The organism is Kitasatospora sp. NPDC088264 (assembly GCF_040685715.1).
Lineage (GTDB): Bacteria > Actinomycetota > Actinomycetes > Streptomycetales > Streptomycetaceae > Kitasatospora.
In genome coordinates this window covers 84,379-103,785 of the sequence record NZ_JBFBIR010000020.1, presented here as the reverse complement: position 1 = coordinate 103,785, position 19,407 = coordinate 84,379, and the positions used below count along the sequence as shown (strand labels likewise).

Genomic DNA, 19,407 nt, shown 5'->3' with positions numbered 1-19,407 from the left:
GGTCATGTGGAACGCTACCCGGACAGATCCAACTCCGGTTGTCACGCAGGCGAGTTGAGGAGAACACATGCCGCAGGCCGGCCACACCGATCCGTCGCTGTACCGTTCGGCCGCCGAGGCGATCGCCGCGCCACCGGAGACGCTGGCGTACGTCGCCGGGTTCGACCGGGCCGGGGAGCGGCCGGACGCACTGCTCACCGTGGACACCGATCCGGCCTCGGCGAGCTACGGGAAGGTCCTCAACTTCGCCGAACTTCCGACACTGGGCGACGAGTTGCACCACTTCGGCTGGAACGCCTGCTCCAGCGCACTGGCGCACGCCTGCCACGAGAACCCCGAGCGGCGCTACCTCCTCCTCCCGGGCCTGCGCTCCTCGCGGCTGCACGTGATGGACACCCGGCCCGACCCCGTCCGGCCGCGCCTCGTCAAGACCGTCGAGGCGGCGGAACTCGCCGCCAAGGCCGGCTACTCGCGCCCGCACACCCTGCACTGCGGACCGGACGGGGTGTTCCTGTCCTGCCTGGGCAGCGGGGACGGGAACGACGGGCCCGGCGGGGTGGCGCTGCTGGACCACACCACCTTCGAGGTGCTGCGCGCCTGGGAGACGGAGCGCGGGCCGCAGCACTTCGCGTACGACGTCTGGTGGCACCTGGGGACGAACGTGGGGGTGACCAGCGAGTGGGGCACGCCCTGGATGGTGGAGGGCGGGGTCGTCCCGGAGCTGCTGCTGGGCCGCAAGTACGGGCACGCGCTGCACTTCTGGGAGCTGGACTCGGGGCGGCACCTGCAACGGGTCGACCTCGGCGACCAGTACCAGATGGTGCTGGAGCTGCGCCCGGCGCACGATCCGCAGGCGGAGTGGGGCTTCGCCGGGGTGGTGACCAACGTCGAGGACCTGTCCGCCTCGGTCTGGCTCTGGTACCGGGAGGGCCCGGCGTTCACTGCGCGCAAGGTGATCGAGATCCCCGCCGAGCCCGCCAAGACGGAGGACCTGCCGCCCGCGCTGCAACCGTTCGGCGCGGTGCCGCCGCTGATCACGGACATCAACCTGTCGGTGGACGACCGCTGGCTGTACGTGTCCGCGTGGGGCACCGGCGAGCTGTTCCAGTACGACGTGTCGGATCCGTTCCACCCCAGACTCGCCGACTCGGTGCGGCTGGGCGGGGTCGTCGCCCGCACCCCGCACCCGGCCGCGCCGGGACGCCCACTGAGCGGCGCCCCGCAGATGGTCGAGATCAGCCGGGACGGGCGCCGACTCTACCTCACCAACTCCCTCTACGGCGCCTGGGACGACCAGTTCTACCCGGACGGCATCGAGCCGTGGATCGTCAAGCTGGACGCCGACACCGAGGCGGGCGGGTTGAGCGTCGACGAGCGCTTCTTCCCGCACGGCGCCGACTTCCGGGGCCTACGGGTGCACCAGACCCACCTCGCGGGCGGCGACGCCTCCTCGGACTCCTACTGCTACCGGTAGGACGTCCAGCGGCCCGTACGGCCTACCGGTAGGACGTACCACTACCGGTAGGCCGTACGGCTAGCGGGCGAGCGCCTGGTCGTAGCGGACCTGGGCCAGGGGCAGCCCGGCGGCGAGCAGTTCGGAGCGGACGGAGGCGACCATGCCGGCCGGGCCGCTGACGCAGGCGAGGTGCTCGCGCCAGTCCCCGGCGCCCGCGACGGCGTCGGCGAGCCGGCCTGCGGTGACCGGGGTGAGCGCCAGCCAGGGCTTGTGCAGGCCGAGTTCGGAGAGCGCGGACCAGTCGTAGAGGTCGCCGCGGTCCCGGGCGCCGACGAACAGGTGGACGCGGCGGCCGCGCGGGCGCCGGGCGGCCTGCTGCTCGACGATGGCCTTCATCGGGGCCAGGCCGGTGCCGCCGGCGACCAGCAGCAGGTCGCGGGTGTCGTCCTCGGGCAGCAGGCCGCCGCGCGGCGGGCCGAGGCGCAGCCGGTCGCCGACGGCGGTGCGTTCGACGAGGGCCGCGCTGACCCCGTCCGGCCCGGTGCGCCGGACGTGGAACTCCAACTCGTTGTCGGTGCGCGGCGCGCAGCCCATCGAGTACTGCCGCCAGGTGTGCGGGAGCGTCGGGTGCTCGACCGTGCCGTACTGTCCGGCCCGGTACGGGTAGGGCTCGCCGGTGCGCACGCGCAGGACGGCGAGGTCGGGGCGGCGGCGCTCGTGGCCGGTCACCACGGCGTGCCAGTACGGGGGTTCGGTGAGCGCGGAGTCGGCGCCGGCCGTCATCGCCGCGACGGCGAAGCGCAGCATCCGGACCCAGGCCGCTTCCATCTCCTCGGTCCACCGGGCGGCCGCCCGGTGCCGGATCGCCGCGCACAGGGCCTCCTCGAAGGCCTCGTAGTGGACCGGCCGGACGCCCAGTTTGCGGTGGTCGCGCCCGAGTTGGCGCAGGGTCGAGGCCAGTTCGGCCGGGTGGTGGAGGTGGTCCACCAGGTGGCGGAGGATCCGCTCCAGGTGGGCCTGCTGGAACTCCATCGAGGCGGGGAAGAGCGGACGCAGGTAGGGGCGGCGGCGGAACATCACCGCGTAGAGGTGATCGATCAGTTCGGAGAGCGGTTCGAGCAGGCCGAGGTCGCGCCGGATCAGCCGTTGGTCGGCGGCGCCGTCGTAGCCACCTGGCCCGCCGGTGCCACCGGTGCCGCCGTACGCGCCGGCGCCGACGCCGGCCGGATCGGGCCCGAACGGCGAGGTCGGGGTGAGGAGTTGGCGGCGTAGCCGCATCGCGTGGTGGCGGGCGATCAGCCGGTCGTACTCGGCGGTGGTGCCGCTGGTGGTGGTGTCCATGACCCGTCCAGTCAATCGCCGCCCGGTTACCGGCGAGAAGGGCCGATGGCCCCGATCGGACCCGGGACCATCGACCCCTTGACGGGAAGACCCGGCGGGAGGGCCCGGCGGGGAGGCCTCGCGGGAGGGCCCGACGGGGAGGCCCGACGGGAAGGCCGGGCAGGGAGGCCCCGCGTCGCTACCGGGCGGGATCGGCCGGGGTCGCCTCGGCGGGCTCGGGGTGGAACTCGGTGGCCGCCCAACTGGCCAGCAGGCGCAGGGATTCGGCGGAGCTGGAGCCGGGCTCGGCGTGGTAGGTGACGAGCACCTGGTCGACGTCCCCGGCCGGGCGCAGCGTCTCGTACTGGAGGTTGAGCCGGCCGACCACCGGGTGGTGCAGCCGCTTGGTGCCGTGGCCCTTGTCCTGGATGCTGTGGGTGGCCCAGAGGCGGCGGAAGTCGGCGCTCTTGAGGGAGAGTTCGCCGATCAGCGAGGCGAGCCTGGGGTCGTCCGGATCCCGTCCGGCGTCCAGCCGCAGCATGCCGACGACGTCGGTGGCCTTGCCGTCCCAGTCCTCGTAGAGCTCGCGGGAGGCCGGTTCGAGGAAGAGCTGCCAGGCCATGTTGCGCTGCTCGGGCGGCATCGCGGCGAAGTCGCCGAGCAGGGCGGTGCCGAGCCGGTTCCAGCCGATGATGTCCAGGCGCCTGCCGAGGACGTACGCGGGCACGCAGTCCATCGCGTCCAGGAGCTGCTGGAGCGCGGGCCGGACCCGCTGCGGGCGGGCGGCGGCCCGGCCGGGGCGACGGCGGGCGGGCCTGGTGAGCCGGCCGAGGTGCTCGCGCTCGGCGGGGCTGAGCCGCAGCACGCGGGCGATGGCGTCCAGGACGGCGGCGGAGACGCTCTCGCCGTGGCCCTGTTCGAGCCGGGTGTAGTAGGCGGTGCTGACTCCGGCGAGCAGGGCCAGCTCCTCGCGGCGCAGGCCGGGCACCCGCCGCCGGGTGGTGCTGTCCGGCAGGCCCACGTCCTCGGGCCGCAGCCGGGCGCGGCGGGATCGGAGGAACTCGCTGAGTTCGGTGCGCTGGTCCATGTCTGCAGTATGCGGGGGATCCGGGCGGCGGGGGCGGGGGGAAGGGTGATACCGCCGTGCGTACGTTCCGTGGTCGTACGTCCGGGGTCCCTAGGCGTGGCGTACGTACGAAAGGCTCTGGTCTGGCTGGTCGCGCCGCACCGACGCAGGCTGGAAGCATGACGAACTCGACGAACGCAACGACGACGAGCACCACCGAGGGCACCACCCGCACGGTCGCCGCCTACGCCGCGGCGCGGCCCGACTCCCCGCTGGAGAAGACCACCGTCACCCGCAGGGCGGTGGGCGAGCACGACATCGTGATCGACATCAAGTTCTGCGGCATCTGCCACTCCGACATCCACCAGGTCGGCGAGGACTGGGGCACCGGCATCTTCCCGATGGTCCCGGGCCACGAGATCGCGGGCGTGGTCACCGAGGTCGGCCCGGGCGTCACCCGCTGGCAGGCCGGCGACCGGGTCGGAGTCGGCTGCATCGTCGACTCCTGCCGGGAGTGCGACAACTGCCGGGCCGGCCTCCAGCAGTACTGCACCGGCCAGGGCGGCACCGTCTTCACCTACAACAGCGTCGGCCACGACGGCCTGCCGACCTACGGCGGCTACTCCTCGAAGCTGGTCGTCGACGAGGCGTACGCGCTGCGCATCCCCGACAACCTGCCGCTGGACGCCGCCGCGCCGCTGCTGTGCGCCGGCATCACGCTGTACTCGCCGCTCGCGCACTGGGGCGCCGGGCCGGGCAGGAAGGTCGCGATCGTGGGCCTCGGCGGGCTCGGCCACATGGGCGTGAAGCTCGCCCACGCCATGGGCGCGGAGGTCACCGTGCTCAGCCAGTCGCTGCGCAAGCGCGAGGACGGGCTGAAGCTCGGCGCCGACCACTACCGGGCCACCTCCGACCCGGCCACCTTCACCGAGCTCGCGGGCACCTTCGACCTGATCGTCAACACGGTCTCCGCCGACCTCGACCTGAGCGCCTACCTCGGCCTGCTGCGCACCGACGGCACCATGGTGCAGGTCGGCGCGCCGGAGAAGCCGGTCACGGTGAACGCGCACGCGCTGCTCTCCGGCCGCCGTTCGCTGGCCGGTTCGATGATCGGCGGGCTGCCGGCCACCCAGGAGATGCTGGACTTCTGCGGCGAGCACGGCATCACCGCGGAGATCGAGCTGATCCGCGCCGAGCAGGTCAACGAGGCCTACCAGCGGGTGCTGGCCGGCGACGTCCGGTTCCGCTTCGTGATCGACGCCGCGACGATCTGACCGTCACGGCCCGACCCCGCACTCCCCCGTGCCCCGACGCCCCGCCCCCTGGTGCTCTCCCATCACCAGGGGGCGGGCGCCGTCGGGGCGCCTCGGGCTAGACCCCGGCCGGGTCGGCCCCGGCCCCGGCCGTGCCCGCTCGGGACGACCGGCGTTCCTGGCGCCGGTCCTCCCGCCGCTGCCGCCCCCGGCGCAGCGGCTGATCGGGCAGCCAGCCGAAGGTGAGGCAGGCGCCCACCAGTCCGAGCAGCATCCCGATCACGAAGCCGCCCAGGTTGGAGGTGAGCCAGCTCGCCAGCGCGGCGAGCACGGCGAGGACGGAGTAGAACAGCCGCTGGGCCGGGTTGAACAGGATCAGCAGGCCGCACAGCACCATCACCGCCGGCACCAGGTAGCCCGCCAGCCCCTGCATCCCGATGTGCAGGACGACGGGCAGCGGGGCACGCAGGGTGAACAGGATCTCGGCGCCGCCGAACAGCACCAGCAGCCCGCCCCAGAACGGCCGCTGGCCCCGCCAGTCGCGTTTGACCGGTCGGGTGGTGGCGGGAGCGGGGGCGGGAGCCGTCCCCACGGCCCCCTCCGCGACGCCCTCGCCGGAACCGGCCGGCTCCGGTACGGACTCCGTCATGGTCAGCAGCCCTGGGAGCTGAAGCTCAGCCGCAGGTTGGGCAGTTTGAACCCGACGGCGGTGCTCGCGTAGTTGTGCTGCTTGAGGTGCGTCAGCACGACGGTGTCGGCCTGCTGCCCGAAGACGCCCGGGTTGCCCTTGCCCGCGTTGCCGGCCTTGGTGTAGGTGCTGGCGTCGCCGCCGATCTCGATGTTGGTGAACTCCGCGTCACCGGACAGCATGTCGGAGTCGGTGGTGAGGTCGGTGGCGGAGACGGGGGTGCCGGCGTCGCCGGCGTGGATCACCAGGTTGACGCCACCGAGGTCCACGCTCTGGCACAGGTTGGTGATCTCGGCCTTCTTGATCGCCGAGACCGCGACCAGCACCTGACCGCCGGTGGAGCCCTGGTTGGGGCTGTCGGGGATCATCGAGTCCAGGCTGCCGAACTGGGCGAAGCCCTTGCCGTCGAGCTTGTCCGCGGTGATCGTGAACGGCATGCCGCTGATGGAGAACTGGGCGGCGAGTACGCCCTGGGCGGTGAGGGCCATCAGGACGGCGCCCGCCGCGACGGCCGGAACGGCCATCCAGGCGCTGCGCTTGAGCCGTACCCGCCCTCTCCTGGTGCCGGTCGGCGTCTCCGGGGTCTCGGCCGCGGCGGCGGCGTCCTCGGACATGGCCATGTGTGCTCCCTGTTGGGTGGGTGGGATGTGCAGGCACTGGCACGGTGCCCTGGCGCGGACAGCGTTCCACGGCCCGACCGGGCCGCCCGCCCCTCGGCAGCGGGGCGGGCACGGTCAGGCCGCGCTTTGAGTAACTGGGAAGCTACTGCCCGGTAGTGGCCGGGTCAATACGGGTGCACGAAGGATCTTCACCGATCGGCAACCCGAGCCGGACGGCCGCCTGCGCCGGGCCGAGGAAGGGCGCGAGACAGAACATGCTCAACACCGGCAGGAGTTCCGGAAGTTGAACCGTCCGACCGGAGTCGATCCGCCGGTAGAGCGCGCTGTAGACCCCGCCCACCACGGCATCCACCAGCTCCACAACCCGCACACCGCCCAGCGGTTGGGGCACCTCGGCGAAGAACGCCCGGAACCGGGTGAGGAGTTGGTCCCGCTCGCGGCGGCCGGCCGGTCCGACCGCCTCGATCTCGATCACCGCCATGGTCGCGAAGGCCGGTGTCCCCGCCAACAGATGGAGCATCGCGCCGAGCGCCTGCCGGATCCCGGCGCACCAGTCGGACTCCGCCGCGAAGGCCGCCGCCATCCGTCGGAGAACCACCCCGGTGCCGTGCCGGTGCGCGGCCAGGAAGGCGTCCTCCTTGCCGCTGAACAGCTCGTAGAAGACCGGCCTGGTCACCCCGGCCGCGCGGCAGATGTCGCTGACCGTGGCGTGCTGGTAGCCGCGCGCGGCCACCGTCTGGACCAGCCCGTCGAGCAGCCGCTCGCGCTGGGTCGCGGCCACCACGCCCGGGGGCAGCCGGCTCGGGCCGCGCTTGATGGACCGGGCTGGGTCACGACCGGCCCGCGCGCCCGGCAGCAGGATCACGTCGGCACTTCGGAGGTGTTTCCGTTCCATCACCAACTCCTGTTACCTGTATTGACATTGACGCAACATCGGGTTTACAACACTGACAGGTTTCCAACCGGTGGGCGACCCTGTCACCACCGGACGACCTCCAGGGGCTCCGGCGGCCCCGGGCGAGCAGCCCGGGCCACGGGACCACGAGCGGACGCAGGCCCGCGGCGGTGGCAGCCGCCGACGTGCACTCCTGCACTCGCAGCGCACGTCCGCACCTTCACACCGCTGTGCCGTACGAGCGGGCCCGTGGCGCCGGGCCCGCCGCACCACGGCCCCGCGAAGCCCCCGGCACGCCATGCCCACGCACCTCCCCCGCCGTGCACGCCACCACACCCGCACCGCGGGCCACCCCCACCCGTCTCCGCACGGAGAGAGGTCACCCTCATGCGCTTTCGCCGCACGCTCGGTACCGCGGCCCTCGCCGCCCTCGCCTTCACCTGCGCCGCCGTCGCACCCGCCCAGGCCGACGGCTCCGCGGTGCTGACCACCGGCAGCAGCAGCGGCCCGGACGTCGCCGTCGGCGACGTCCTCACCGCCAGTCTGGTCTCGGGCACCACCGCCACCTTCTACAGCAGCGCCAGCGGAACGAGCGGCATCAGCTGTGCCAACTCGGCCTTCTCCGCCACCGTGACGGCCAACCCGGCCGCCCCCGGCAGCGCGGTCGAGCAGCTCAACACCCAGACCTTCGGCTCCTGCTCCTCCAACGTCCTCGGCGTCACCGGCGTCAAGAGCATCACCGTCAACAACCTGCCGTTCACCAACACCGTCGGCGACGGCCCCGGCAACCCGGTCGCCCTCACCCCCGGCGCGGCCGGCGCGATGAAGACCACGGTCGTGCTCAGCACCATCCTCGGCAGCGTCAACTGCGTCTACCAGACCACCACCGGCATCTCCGGCACCACCTCGAACACCGGCAACACCATCGGCTTCACCTCCCAGCCGTTCAACCTGGTCTCCGGCTCGGGCCTGTGCTTCTCGACCGGCTACTTCAGCGCCACCTACGGCCCGGTCACCGACACCTCGGTGGCGGGCAGCCCGCTCATCTTCGTCAACTGACGACCCGAGGGGCCTTCGTCGACTGACGTCCGGTCAGACGTCGTCAACTGACGGCCGACCGGCGGGAACAGACGAGCGGCGTACGGCGACCGCGGTCGCCGTACGCCGCTCCGGCGCGCCCGCACGCCCGCCAGGTGATCCAGAAGCACGCCCCGCCGCCGGCCCGGCTCAGCCCTCGCCACCCGCCGAATCCCCCGAGACGGCGAAGTGACCGGCCGGTAGGGTGCTGCCGCACGGACACGGCCGACAGGAACGGGGCGGGCAGATGAGCGGCAGCGGCGACGGCACGGGGTTCTTCGCATCGGTGGCGGACACCGCCGACCAGCTGGCCGCCACCGGCTACCTGGCCTCCACCGCCGTGGCCACCACCGTCTTCCTCGCCGACCGGCTCGGCAAGCCGCTGCTGGTCGAGGGCCCGGCCGGGGTCGGCAAGACCGAACTCGCCAAGGCGGTGGCCGCGATCGGCCGGGCCCGGCTGGTCCGGCTCCAGTGCTACGAGGGCATCGACGAGGCCCGCGCGCTCTACGAGTGGAACCACGCCAAGCAACTGCTGCGGATCACCGCCGGCCGCGACGAGGGCTGGGACCAGGCCCGCACCGACATCTTCGGCGAGGAGTTCCTGCTCACCCGCCCGCTGCTCACCGCCATCCGCGGCGACGAGCCCACCGTGCTGCTGATCGACGAGATGGACAAGGCCGACGTCGAGGTGGAGGCGCTGCTGCTGGAGGTGCTCAGCGACTTCCAGGTCACCGTGCCCGAACTCGGCACCATCGCCGCGAGCCGCCGCCCCTTCGTGCTGCTCACCTCCAACGCCACCCGTGAACTGTCCGAGGCACTGCGTCGACGCTGCCTCTTCCTCCACCTCGACTACCCGGACGCCGAGTTGGAGCGGCAGATCGTCCGGCGCAAGGTGCCCGGCCTGGACGACACGCTGGCCGCCTCGCTGGTCCGGGTGGTCGGCGCGCTGCGCGCGATGGACCTGCGCAAGGCGCCGTCCGTCGCCGAGACCATCGACTGGGCCCGCACCCTGCTGGCCCTCGGCGCGGACACCCTCGACGAGGCGGTCGTCCAGGACACCCTCGGGGTGATCCTCAAGCACCAGGACGACATCCGGAAGGCCGCGCAGAAGCTCACCCCCGCATGACCACCGCCCCGCCCCCGGCCGACACCGCCGCCCGGCTCACCGGCCTGGTCCGCGCGCTGCGCGGGCACGGCCTGCGGATCGGCCCCGCCGAGACGGTCGACGCGGCCGCCGTCCTCGACGTCCTCGGATTCGCCGACCGCGAGCAGATGCGGGCCGGCCTGGCCGCCGCGCTGCTGCGCTCGGACACCCAACGGGCCCTCTTCGACGCCACGTTCGACCTGTTCTTCCCGCTCGGCGTCGGCACCCCCGAGGCCGTCCGCGCCGACCCGCCCGCACTCCCGGACGACCCCCGGCCACCGCGCCCCGGCCGCCCCGACCCGCTGCGCGACGACCTGCGCGAGCGCCTCGCCGCCGCCCTGGCCGCCGACGACCGGGCCGCCCAGGCCCGGCTGGCCGGCGAGGTGGTGGAGGCCTTCGGCCGGTACGGCGCCGGTGCCACGCCGGCCTCGGACGGCTGGTCGGCCCACCAGGCGCTCGGCCGGCTCGCCCCCGAGACCCTGCTCGCCCGGATCCTCGCCGCCCTGCGCGAGCGGGCCGCCGCCCCGGACCTGTCCGACCGCGTCCTCGCCGACGAGATCCGCCGCCGCATCCAGGACTTCCGCGCCCTGGTCGCCACCGAGGCCCGCCGCCGGGTCGCCGAACTGCGCGGCGCCGAGCGGATCGCCGAACGCGCCGTCGCACCCACCGCCGACCGGATCGACTTCCTCGCCGCCGGCCGCGACCAGCTCGCCGAACTGCGCCGCACCGTCCACCCGTTGGCCCGCAAGCTGGCCACCCGGCTGGCCGCCCGGCGCCGCCGCGCCGCACGCGGACGGATCGACCTGCGCCGCACCCTGCGTCGCTCGCTGTCCACCGGCGGGGTGCCGCTGCGCCCTGCCTACCGGCTGCGCCGCCCGGCCCGGCCGGAACTCGTGCTGCTGTGCGACGTCTCCGGCTCGGTGGCCGGATTCGCCGACTTCACCATGCTGCTGGTGCGGGCGATGAGCGAACAGTTCAGCAAGGTGCGGGTGTTCGCCTTCGTGAGAGCCTGTTTTCATTCATCCGGGCGGCATCTGCCCAGGTCAGGAATCGAACAGGGATGATCTCAGGTGCCGTCGGCGACCCGGAGCGGGGTGGGGAGGAGGAACAACCGGCCTGTGGTGGCGGACTGGAAGTCGAGGACGCTGGTGAACGGGCCGGTGATCAGCGGCAGAGTGCGGTGCGCGCGGACCGTACGGCTCCACTCGCGGGTGGTGGCGATATCGCCGTCGAACCAAGTCAGGCGGCCACCGGGCCGGCGGATGGTCAGCCAGGGGGGCGGTCCGGGTACTGGTTGAAGTCTGTGATCGTGTGACCTGGGCCCTGGGCCCTGGGCCCTGGACATCGAAGCTCGGCGAGGACGCGAAGTCGGCAGCAGCCGGCCCCAGCGGCGGCCCATCGACGGAGGGCTGGCGCTGGGGCCGATGGCCTGAGCACCCTAACCCGATTGCTCACCGGTCCAGGGGAGGCCAAGGCAGAACATGCCAGGGCGGGGCCGGGTCAGCTGTTGCCACCGCTGTTGCCACCGCCGTTGTTGCCACCGCCATTGTTGCCACCGCCATTGTTGCCACCGCCACCACCAGTGGGGGGAGGCGAGAGCAGGCTGAGCAGGTTGCCCAGAACGCTGGGGGCGTAGACGTACGTGTTGCCGCAGTTGTTGGAGAATCCTGCGTCGTCGCCGACGACGCAGGCGATTCCGGAGTTTCCGCCGTGCCCGTGATCGCCGCCTGAGCTGGCGACAGCCCAACCCGCGTTCGTGAGCACGAGACCGGTGACAGCGGCCGCGACGACCGCCATTTTCTTGATCACAATTTCTCCTCAGTGTGAGACTTTGTGTCATAGTCCCGGGGAATACGCTTGCTATCGCTCAGTGCGGACGCCTCTTTGCGCGTTTTGCGATGATTTCACTCCTTAAGCCCAAAAAATCAACTGGCCTTGACCATCAGGAAAGTGAGGCGACGAATCACATCACCCGCCGGGTGTTTGCTTCAGCGCGGCGAATCCTCTGACAGGCCGCCCGGGACCGTGGGAGAGTGAGGCGCCGGCCGGTGACTCGGGTTCTTCCCGGCCGCGTTCCCGACGGGGAACTTGAGAATGATCAGTGCCCGATCGGGGCGCGGGGATTGGGCTGGCCGGCCCTGCGGGACTGTCTTTGCGTGATGCGCCTGGTCATGAGGGTGATCGCGGCCCAAGTGATCAACGACTCGGAGTGCTGGATCAGCCGTTCGTAGTCCCTGGCGTGCTGGCGGGCGTGCATGATCCAGGCGATCGACCGCTCCACCACCCAACGGCGCTTGATCACGACGAAGCCCTTCACGCCCTTCGGCCGGCCGACGGTCTTGAGGGTCAGGTTCAGGTACTTCTTCGCCCAGCCGCCCAGCTTCGGGCCCGCGTAGCCGGAGTCGGCCCAGACGATCGTGATCTCCGGATGCATCAGCCGCAGCCGGAACAGCACTTCCTTCGCCGCGTCGCGGTCGGTCATGTCGGCCGGGGTGACCATGACGAACAGCGGCAGGCCGTGGGTGTCCACGACCAGGTGGCGCTTGCGGCCGTTATCTTGAGCCAGCACTTCCGTGTTCTTCATGTGTGTGAAGTCGCTGAGTACCTGTTTCTGAGGGTGTGCGAAGCGTTCGGCTGGGCCGGGAATCGAACGGGTGGTGTCTCGGGCGTGGGTCCGCGCGCTCGCGCTGCTGACCGGGGAGGCTGGGCCGGGTGAGCGTCGAGAGCGAGTTCCCGGTGAGCGCCGAGCAGGTCTATGCGGCCCTGGTCGCGCTGGGGGACGAGCCCGTACTCGATCCTGAACTGTGGCCGCAGGGTCCGGAGGAGGGAAACCGCCGGCGGCTGCTCGGCGTGCTGCTGGCCAGGGTCGAACTGGAGGTCACCGCCGCGACGAGGCTGGGGGTCGACCAGGACCAGGCCGAGGTGCTGCTCGGGTGGATGGACCAGACCGGCCCCGGCTCTGCGGTGTCGACCAACGCGCTGATCAACCGGTTGCAGCGCACTGGCGTGCAGCTCATGGGCCTTGACCAGGACGAGACGCCCCCGGGCCGGATGGCGTCGGCGATGGCGATCGCCGTCGCGGTGGACGCGCTCGGCGCCCACCTCCACTTCGAGGCCGGCGACGTGGACAGGGTCCGCCGGGGTCTCGGCCGGACGGAGGCGGCCCTCATCGAGATCCTGCGGAGCATCCACGACCTGCGGGCGGAGATCGGCGACGCGGAAGAGGAACCCGACTGAACCGAGACGGTCAGGTGCCGGCCGCGGGCCGGACCGGCGTGGTGAGGAGCAGAAGGCGGCCGGCCGCGGCGACGGGCCGGAAATCGAAGACGCTGGTGAACGGGCCGGAGATCAGCAGCAGCGCGCCGTGGACGTGGACGCGGTTTCGCCACTCCCGGGTGGCGGCGATCTCGCCGTCGAACCAGGTCAGGCCGCACGGGCGACGAACGGTCAGCCGGTAGCCGTCCAGGACGGTGGACCAGGCGCACTGCTGACCGGTGGTGAGGGCGGGGACGTCGTCGTGCGGGGCCCAGCCGTCTTCGGCGAGCAGGGGACGACCGGGGGCTGCGGGGACCACCAGGGCCGGACGGCGGTCGGGCATCAGCTCGGGCCAGGGCCGGCCTAAGCCGGTGCTGCTGATGATCTCCATGCGTGGCCCTTCCCCCAAGTCCGCCCGTTCACCCTGCTCGTCGGATGGATCACATCATCGGGCAGGAAGCGGCCCCGGTGTCGGCGAACCGGCTGACCGGCGCCGGGAGGTCGTGGGAGAGTAGGGGTCGGCCGGTTCTTCCGGCGGCTCCGGGTGGCGATCGGTTGGCCGACTCCGAGAACGATCAATCCCGCTGGGCCTCGCGGGACGCCGGCTGGCCCGAGCGCCTGGACTGCCGCTTGGTGATGCGCCTGGTCATCAGGGTGATCGCGGCCCAGGTGATCAGCGACTCGGAGTGCTGGACGAGGCGTTCGTAGTCGCGGGCGTGCCGGCGGGCGTGCATCACCCAGGCGTGCGAGCGTTCGACCACCCAACGGCGCGGCAGGACCACGAACCCCTTCGCGTCCTTGGGCCGGCTCACCGTCTTGATGGTGAGGTTCAGGTACTTCTTCGCCCAGCCGACCAGCTGCCCGGCGTAGGCGGAGTCGGCCCAGACGATCGTGATCTCCGGGTGCATCAGCCGCAGCCGGAACAGCACCTCCTTCGCGGCGTCGCGGTCGGTCATGTCGGCGGGGGTGACCATCACGAACAGCGGCAGGCCCTTCGTGTCCACCACCAGGTGCCGCTTCCTGCCGTTGATCTAATGGGCGGCAGGTGGCACGACTGGAGCCCGCTCGTCGCCGGCCGCCGGCGTCAGCACAACGTCCTCCGTTGATCCGGGCCCGTGAGCCCTCAAAGAAGACTGACGTGTGCTGACGCTCGCCGCTGACGACGAGCACCATCCCCTTGATGACCGATGATGATCATGGTTCAAGCCTCCTGCGGGGACCACCTCTTACGTGATCGGGAGCCACCAGCTCCGTTCGAGACTGAGGGCCCCGCAGGTCGCTGGGGTCATGAACGGCTAATCGGATGTCGGGCCAATGAGCCCTTCCATTAGAGAGACGCATGCCCTGCACGGCTTTGATCAGCTAAAACGCAGGAAGCAGATGAGAGAACTGGAGCAAGAGAGAGTGTTCTGCGGCATCGACTGGGCCAGCGGCCACCACGACATAGCCATCGTGGACGAATCGGGCGCGCTGAAGGCCCGGGCCCGCATCGACGACAGCGTCGAAGGCATGACCGAGCTTCTCCAGGTGCTCGCCGAACACGGCGACACGGCGGAGAACCCGATCCCGGTGGCCATCGAGACCTCGCACGGCCTCCTGGTCGCCGCGCTGCGGGCGACAGGCCGCCCCGTGTACGCGATCAACCCCATGGCCGCGGCACGCTACCGCGAGCGCCGGACCGTCGCGCGCAAGAAGTCGGACCACCTGGACGCCTTGGTGTTGGCGAACATTCTCCGCACCGACGCCGACGCCCACCGGCAGCTGCCCGCGGACAGCGAGCTCGTCCAGGCCGTCGCCGTGCTCGCCCGTGCCCAGCAGAACGCGGTCTGGGACCGCACCCAGGCCGGCAACAAGCTGACGTCGCACCTGCGCGAGTACTTCCCCGGCTTCTTGGCGGCCGTGGGCCACCGACGCGAAGGGATCTTCCACCCGATCGCCCGCGTCCTCCTCGCCGCGGCACCGACCCCGGCGAAGGCATCCAAGCTCACCCGCGCCCAGCTGCGGGCCCTGCTGAAGAAGGCTGGCCGCAAGAACACGATCGACGCCGAGGCCGAGCGTCTCCACGCCGCACTCCGATCGCCGCAGATGCGCCAACTCCCTTTGGTTGAACAGGCTATGGGCCGGCAGGCCCTCGCGCTCCTGCGTCAATTGGATGCCGCCTGCACCAGCGCCGAGGACCTTGCCGAAGCCGCCACCGAGGCCTTCGAGGAGCACCCCGACGCGGAGATCATCACCAGCTTCCCCGGCCTCGGTCCCCTCAGCGGCGCCCGCGTCCTGGCCGAGATCGGCGACGACCGCTCCCGCTTCGCCGACGCCAGGGGCATGAAGGCCTACGCGGGTGCGGCCCCGATCACCAGGGCCTCCGGCAGGAGCACGGTGGTCATGGCCCGCAGGGTCAAGAACCAGCGGCTGGCCGGGGTCGGCTACATGTGGGCCTTCTCGGCGATGGCCCACTCAACCGGCGCCAGGGCCCACTACGACCGCCGCCGCGAAGCCGGCGACCGGCACACCGCCGCCCAACGCAACCTCTTCAGCCGCATGATCGGCTGCCTCCACCATTGCCTCACCCGGCGCACGCACTTCAGCGAGGACATCGCCTTCCCCACGCCACGAGAAGTCCACCTGTCCCTGGCGGCTTGACGATTTTCCGCATCGGATGTCTTCTTCGCCGCGTCGTAGCCCCGGCTGTCCTTGCCGACCGTCTCGGCGGCCTTCACCGACTGCGAGTCGATGATCGTGGCGACCGCGCCCGGCGCCCGGCCCATGTCCCGGCGGACCCGGGCGCGGAGCTGGTCACGGATCTGGCCGATTACCCCGGCCGCCGCCCAGCGCGCCATGAAGCCGAAAACCGTGCGCCAGGGCGGGAAGTCCTTCGGCAGCGCGCGCCACTTGCAGCCCGTGTCCACGACGTACCGAATCGCGTCCACGATCTCCCGACGCGGGTGCTTCTCCGGCCGCCCGCCGGCCTTCGTCTCGCAGGCCGGAACCGGCAGAAGCGCCTCGATCAGCGCCCACTCGTCGTCGAAGGTGTCCGACGGGTAGCAGCGACGCCGGGCCAACCTCGTTCCCTCCCCTCAAGACGAAGGCCCTGGTCCGGCATCGCTGTAGTCCGCGATCATTTCGAGCGTGGACTCCACCGAGCTGATCTGGGTGTTCAGGTGCTTCACCCACCGGCCCTTGGGCTGGAGGGCGAAGTGCGGGGCGACAACACCGGTGATGAACCGGCGGAACTCGGTGAGCTTCTCGCGGATCACCGCGGCCTCGTATGCCTGCAACTCGACCGGGTCGGAGCAGAACCGGTAGCCGTCCGCCCTCGTCCAGATCAGCGGCGGCCAGCCCCGTTCGGCGATGGTGTCGCGCAGGCAGGCCAGCCCCGCCCGGGCCTGACCCGCGCTGAGCGAGGAGGCCCGGCCGAGCTGGTCGAAGGTCAGCCCGGCGGGACGGGCCTCGAAGAGGACCTTGCGAACGGTGTCGGCGTGCCGCTCGGCCGCCGCCGACCTACGCCGGGAGGCGCGGGGCATCGCCTACTCACCCTGGAGCAGGCGGGCCAGCTCGCCGTCCATGTCGACCTTCCCGGTGTCGACCGCCGTCTCAATCCAGTCCAGCGTCGCCCTCACGCGCGCGCAGTTCTCCCGGATCACCGACTGCTCGTCGTCGCCGAGCTGCCGGTCGCGCAGGCCCGGGACGACCCGCCCGGCCGCGGCGACGAACGCGTGGCAGGCCGTCACCAGGTCCAGGAACTCCACCGACCGGTCGATCTTGCGGATCACCGGCGCGATCGGGCTGTTCTCCTCGAAGTGCTCGCGGGCCTGCCGCCCCCGCTCGACCTGGGCGTGGTTGACCTGGTGGCGGGCGGTGTCGTCGGCCATCGCCCGGGCCGCGACGTCCGGGCGCCGCAGCAGCCCGGTGGTCACCTCCGCCGCGACGTGGTCCTCGCGGGTCAGCTCCTCGACCACCCTCACCTTCTCCGCCGGGGCGACCCGGGCGACCACCGCCGGCCGGTGCAGGAACTTGGGGGCGACCGCCGCGGCGACCTCGTCGTCGCGGGTCAGCTCCTCCACCACCCGGACCTTGTCCTCCGGCTTGACCTGCGCGACCACGCCCGGACGCCGCAGCAGGTCGCCGGTCACCACCGCGGCGACCTCCTCGTCCTGGGCGAGGGTGTGGATCGCGCTGACCTTCTCCTGCGGGGTCACCGGAACATCGACCTGCCGGCCAACCCTGCGCTTGGCGTCGTCCGCCGTCCACCTTCCCCGGGGCTGCGGTGGGTTGAGGATCGCCTCGAACCGCTCCCGCTCGTCCGCGATCCCCGCCAGGACCTCGTGGACCGTGAAGGAGACGCCGGCCTGCCGGCGGTCCTTGGGCCACCGCGAAGAGGTCCACCTCGCCCGCCTGACCTGCGAGTAGGTCAGGCCGACGTCGTCGGCCACCCGGGCCAGCGACTTCTTGACGGAGAACATCTCGTCGCTGTGCTCCTGGCCGCCGACCTCGCGCATCGGCTCGATCTCCAGCGCGTAGTCGCCGATCGTGAACTGCGCGCGGGTGGTCGTCTCGACCAGCTTCCGCAGCTCGGCGACGATCTCCTGGTATCGGTCGGCGCTGACGCAGCCGACCTTCTCCGCTATCTCCTGAGCCATGTGGAATCTCACCACCAACTCGCGGACCAGGCACGGCAGTTGGCCGTGACGGGACCGGTCCGCTTCCGTGCAGCAGAGTCCGGCCCGGAATGTGGTGATCACAACAACTAGCCTGCGGATGAACGAAGTTGAGCGAATCGTGACCGTTTCGGCGTTCGCTCAACGGTCACTGTGACCGTTCGCCGAACGGTTCGTTCCGAGACCGCCAGGCCCTCATCACGCACCGCCGCGAGCAGTACCGGGCGTTCGAACGCCGATCCACCCCGGCCACCCACCACGCGTCGCACTCCGGGCACTCCACCCGGCCGGCCCCGCTCAGCTCGGCCGCCACCCGTTTCCGCAGCCGCTGGTCCACCCGCCACTGCCTGGCACGACACGCCGTCGAGCAGAAACGCGTACCGGGCCGCGACTCCGGCCTCAGCCGTACGTCGCAGCCTCGCACCACCGCTCACCAACCGGCCCGCTGTCCTCGGACACCAGCCCAGGCTAGGGCTCCAGGCTACCCGGATCGGGGGTTCAGACACAGGTACTGAACCGCACCGCCGAGGTCACCGCCCTGCTGGCGCGCGGCGACGCCGACCCGGCCCGGCTCGCCGCCCGGATCCTCACCGAGGCCAAGGTGATGGGCCACCACGGCAACAGCGACTACGGCTCCGCCCTGGGCGAGTTCGCCGAACGGCACCTGGACGCGGTCGGCCCGCGCACCAGCGTGCTGATCCTCGGCGACGCCCGCAACAACCACCGCGACCCGAACCTGGACGCGCTGCACCGGATCGCCGGCCGGGCCCGACGGGTCCACTGGCTCAACCCCGAGCAGCCCGCCCTCTGGCGGACCGGCGACTCCGCCACAGCCGCCTACGCGGGCGTCGTGGAGATGCACTCCTGCCGCAACGCCCGCCGCCTCGGCGAACTGATCGCCCGCCTGCTGCCGGTGTAGGGAGCTTCCGAGTCCGCCGCCGTGGCGGCCTAAGCCTGGGCCTGGGCCTGGGCCCGAGCTTCCTCGGCCGCCACCTGGGCGGCCCTGGCTGCCAGCGGGTTGATGTCGGCCCGGCGCGCCCACTGCATGGCCGTCAGCCGCTGGACCACCACGATCGCCGCGACGGCCGCGACCAGGCGCAGCGCCGAGCCGGCGGTCTCCACCCGGATGGTCTCGCGCAGGTCCTCCAGGCTGTCGAGCACCGTCAGGTTCACGTGCTTCATCATCGAGCTGGCGATCCGGTTGACGACCAGCGCGCCGATCCAGGTGGACCACCACAGGACCAGGACCTTCTCCGACACCGCGCGGCGCCGTCCCTCCGCGTCCAGCGGAGCGCTCGCCCGCCAGCAGTCCACCATCAGCTGCCAGGGGAACCAGAGCAGGACGAACGGGGTGACCCAGGCCCCGATGGTCCAGCCGCGTCCGCGCCGGTGCCCGTGCGGCAGCAGCAGGTCGGCGTTCTGGCGGATGCGGTAGAACCAGATGATGAACACCACGGCGGTGACCAGCGCCAACGGAAGGAAGACCCCGTTCAGCCCTTTCACCAGGGAGTCCACGGCATCGAAGTCGTCGAGGTCAGCCGACCCGTCCGCCAACTGGCCCAACAGGGCATCGGACCAGAGGCCGGCCACGACCGCCCCCGCCGCCAGCATCGCGTTCACCCCCAGCAGGACGTAGACCGCGATGGCAAGGCTGTTCGCCGGTCGGAGCGCCGCCGCCCAGCCCGGCGCCGCCTCCGCGCAGCCGAAGCAGCGTCGGCTCTCGGTCCCCGCGGGACGCGCCCCACACGCCACACACACCATCAGATCGTCAACTCCTGGAATCGCCGCGTGCTCGGACTCGCACGCCGGTGCCGCCAACGCCCCGACCGGGGCGGGCGCGCCGACTCTAGGGGATCACCGACGTCCGCTGCCAGCGAGATTTCGCAGCTCAGCGGCGGTATTGCCAGATAAACGACAGATCGCGCGGGAATCGAGCCCCGGGGAGCCGACTCCGGCTCACCGCCCCGACCCGGCGCAC

Annotated in this window: 16 protein-coding genes and 5 pseudogenes; 8 read left to right on the top strand and 13 right to left on the bottom strand. The window is 71.7% G+C overall.

Annotation, left to right across the window (positions count from 1 at the left end):
• The first annotated feature begins 67 nt into the window (after positions 1-67).
• Positions 68-1,474: a selenium-binding protein SBP56-related protein gene (locus AB0O82_RS18310; protein WP_363584795.1), complete on the top strand. Its 1,407-nt coding sequence runs from the start codon at positions 68-70 to the stop codon at positions 1,472-1,474.
• A gap of 60 nt (positions 1,475-1,534) precedes the next feature.
• Here the strand turns inward: AB0O82_RS18310 and AB0O82_RS18305 are convergent, their stop codons facing one another.
• Both AB0O82_RS18305 and AB0O82_RS18300 read right to left on the bottom strand, forming a co-directional pair.
• Positions 1,535-2,797: a globin domain-containing protein gene (locus AB0O82_RS18305; RefSeq protein WP_363584793.1), complete on the bottom strand. Its 1,263-nt coding sequence runs from the start codon at positions 2,795-2,797 to the stop codon at positions 1,535-1,537.
• A 178-nt stretch (positions 2,798-2,975) separates the two neighbouring features.
• On the bottom strand, positions 2,976-3,863 hold the full coding sequence (locus tag AB0O82_RS18300) for a helix-turn-helix transcriptional regulator (protein WP_363584791.1): 888 nt from the start codon (positions 3,861-3,863) through the stop codon (positions 2,976-2,978).
• Between the two features lie 158 nt (positions 3,864-4,021).
• Here AB0O82_RS18300 and AB0O82_RS18295 point away from each other — a divergent pair, with 158 nt between their 5' ends.
• Positions 4,022-5,116 carry an NAD(P)-dependent alcohol dehydrogenase gene (locus AB0O82_RS18295; protein ID WP_363584789.1) on the top strand — a complete coding sequence of 365 codons (1,095 nt, stop codon included), beginning with the start codon at positions 4,022-4,024 and terminating at the stop codon, positions 5,114-5,116.
• A gap of 97 nt (positions 5,117-5,213) precedes the next feature.
• Here the strand turns inward: AB0O82_RS18295 and AB0O82_RS18290 are convergent, their stop codons facing one another.
• From AB0O82_RS18290 to AB0O82_RS18280, 3 genes are all read right to left on the bottom strand, one after another.
• The gene (locus AB0O82_RS18290) at positions 5,214-5,744 is read right to left on the bottom strand and encodes a DUF6114 domain-containing protein (protein WP_244293257.1); all 531 of its coding nucleotides are present in this window, start codon (positions 5,742-5,744) and stop codon (positions 5,214-5,216) included.
• A gap of 2 nt (positions 5,745-5,746) precedes the next feature.
• Positions 5,747-6,403, bottom strand: coding sequence for a DUF6230 family protein (locus tag AB0O82_RS18285; RefSeq protein WP_363584787.1), 657 nt, complete (start codon positions 6,401-6,403; stop codon positions 5,747-5,749).
• 142 nt (positions 6,404-6,545) lie between these two features.
• Positions 6,546-7,298 carry a TetR/AcrR family transcriptional regulator gene (locus tag AB0O82_RS18280; RefSeq protein WP_363584785.1) on the bottom strand — a complete coding sequence of 251 codons (753 nt, stop codon included), beginning with the start codon at positions 7,296-7,298 and terminating at the stop codon, positions 6,546-6,548.
• 387 nt (positions 7,299-7,685) lie between these two features.
• Between AB0O82_RS18280 and AB0O82_RS18275 the strand changes: the two genes are divergently transcribed.
• From AB0O82_RS18275 to AB0O82_RS18265, 3 genes and pseudogenes are all read left to right on the top strand, one after another.
• Complete coding sequence (locus tag AB0O82_RS18275) at positions 7,686-8,357, top strand: Tat pathway signal sequence domain protein (protein ID WP_363584783.1); 672 nt, start codon at positions 7,686-7,688, stop codon at positions 8,355-8,357.
• A 265-nt stretch (positions 8,358-8,622) separates the two neighbouring features.
• The gene (locus AB0O82_RS18270) at positions 8,623-9,501 is read left to right on the top strand and encodes a MoxR family ATPase (RefSeq protein ID WP_363584781.1); all 879 of its coding nucleotides are present in this window, start codon (positions 8,623-8,625) and stop codon (positions 9,499-9,501) included.
• Positions 9,498-10,523 (top strand): annotated as a pseudogene (locus AB0O82_RS18265) (VWA domain-containing protein); the annotation flags it as partial. The gene AB0O82_RS18270 and the pseudogene AB0O82_RS18265, both read left to right, overlap by 4 nt.
• A 496-nt stretch (positions 10,524-11,019) precedes the next feature.
• Here the strand turns inward: AB0O82_RS18265 and AB0O82_RS18260 are convergent.
• On the bottom strand, positions 11,020-11,328 hold the full coding sequence (locus AB0O82_RS18260; RefSeq protein ID WP_363584779.1) for a hypothetical protein: 309 nt from the start codon (positions 11,326-11,328) through the stop codon (positions 11,020-11,022).
• A 346-nt stretch (positions 11,329-11,674) separates the two neighbouring features.
• Positions 11,675-12,073, bottom strand: a pseudogene (locus AB0O82_RS18255) (transposase); the annotation flags it as partial.
• 158 nt (positions 12,074-12,231) lie between these two features.
• Between AB0O82_RS18255 and AB0O82_RS18250 the strand changes: the two are divergent.
• A complete protein-coding gene (locus tag AB0O82_RS18250) occupies positions 12,232-12,756 on the top strand; it encodes a hypothetical protein (RefSeq protein WP_363584777.1) in 525 nt (174 codons plus the stop codon).
• Positions 12,757-12,766: 10 nt separating this feature from the next.
• On the opposite strand, the gene AB0O82_RS18245 is transcribed toward AB0O82_RS18250, so the two are convergent.
• Positions 12,767-13,165 carry a hypothetical protein gene (locus tag AB0O82_RS18245; RefSeq protein WP_363584775.1) on the bottom strand — a complete coding sequence of 133 codons (399 nt, stop codon included), beginning with the start codon at positions 13,163-13,165 and terminating at the stop codon, positions 12,767-12,769.
• A 238-nt stretch (positions 13,166-13,403) separates the two neighbouring features.
• Positions 13,404-13,805: pseudogene (locus AB0O82_RS18240) on the bottom strand (transposase); the annotation flags it as partial.
• 349 nt (positions 13,806-14,154) lie between these two features.
• Here AB0O82_RS18240 and AB0O82_RS18235 point away from each other — a divergent pair.
• Positions 14,155-15,414, top strand: coding sequence for an IS110 family transposase (locus AB0O82_RS18235; protein ID WP_363584773.1), 1,260 nt, complete (start codon positions 14,155-14,157; stop codon positions 15,412-15,414).
• Between the two features lie 14 nt (positions 15,415-15,428).
• Here AB0O82_RS18235 and AB0O82_RS18230 read toward each other — a convergent pair.
• The 3 genes and pseudogenes from AB0O82_RS18230 to AB0O82_RS18220 all read right to left on the bottom strand — a co-directional run.
• A pseudogene (locus AB0O82_RS18230) lies at positions 15,429-15,833 on the bottom strand (transposase); the annotation flags it as partial.
• 15 nt (positions 15,834-15,848) lie between these two features.
• Positions 15,849-16,295, bottom strand: coding sequence for a RacP protein (locus tag AB0O82_RS18225; RefSeq protein WP_363584771.1), 447 nt, complete (start codon positions 16,293-16,295; stop codon positions 15,849-15,851).
• 3 nt (positions 16,296-16,298) lie between these two features.
• Positions 16,299-17,411, bottom strand: a complete 1,113-nt coding sequence (locus AB0O82_RS18220; protein ID WP_363584769.1) for a DUF6192 family protein — start codon at positions 17,409-17,411, stop codon at positions 16,299-16,301.
• Positions 17,412-17,943: 532 nt separating this feature from the next.
• Here AB0O82_RS18220 and AB0O82_RS18215 point away from each other — a divergent pair.
• Positions 17,944-18,348: pseudogene (locus AB0O82_RS18215) on the top strand (VWA domain-containing protein); the annotation flags it as partial.
• Between the two features lie 29 nt (positions 18,349-18,377).
• Here the strand turns inward: AB0O82_RS18215 and AB0O82_RS18210 are convergent.
• Positions 18,378-19,190, bottom strand: a complete 813-nt coding sequence (locus AB0O82_RS18210; protein ID WP_363584767.1) for a DUF4328 domain-containing protein — start codon at positions 19,188-19,190, stop codon at positions 18,378-18,380.
• Positions 19,191-19,407 lie beyond the last annotated feature (217 nt).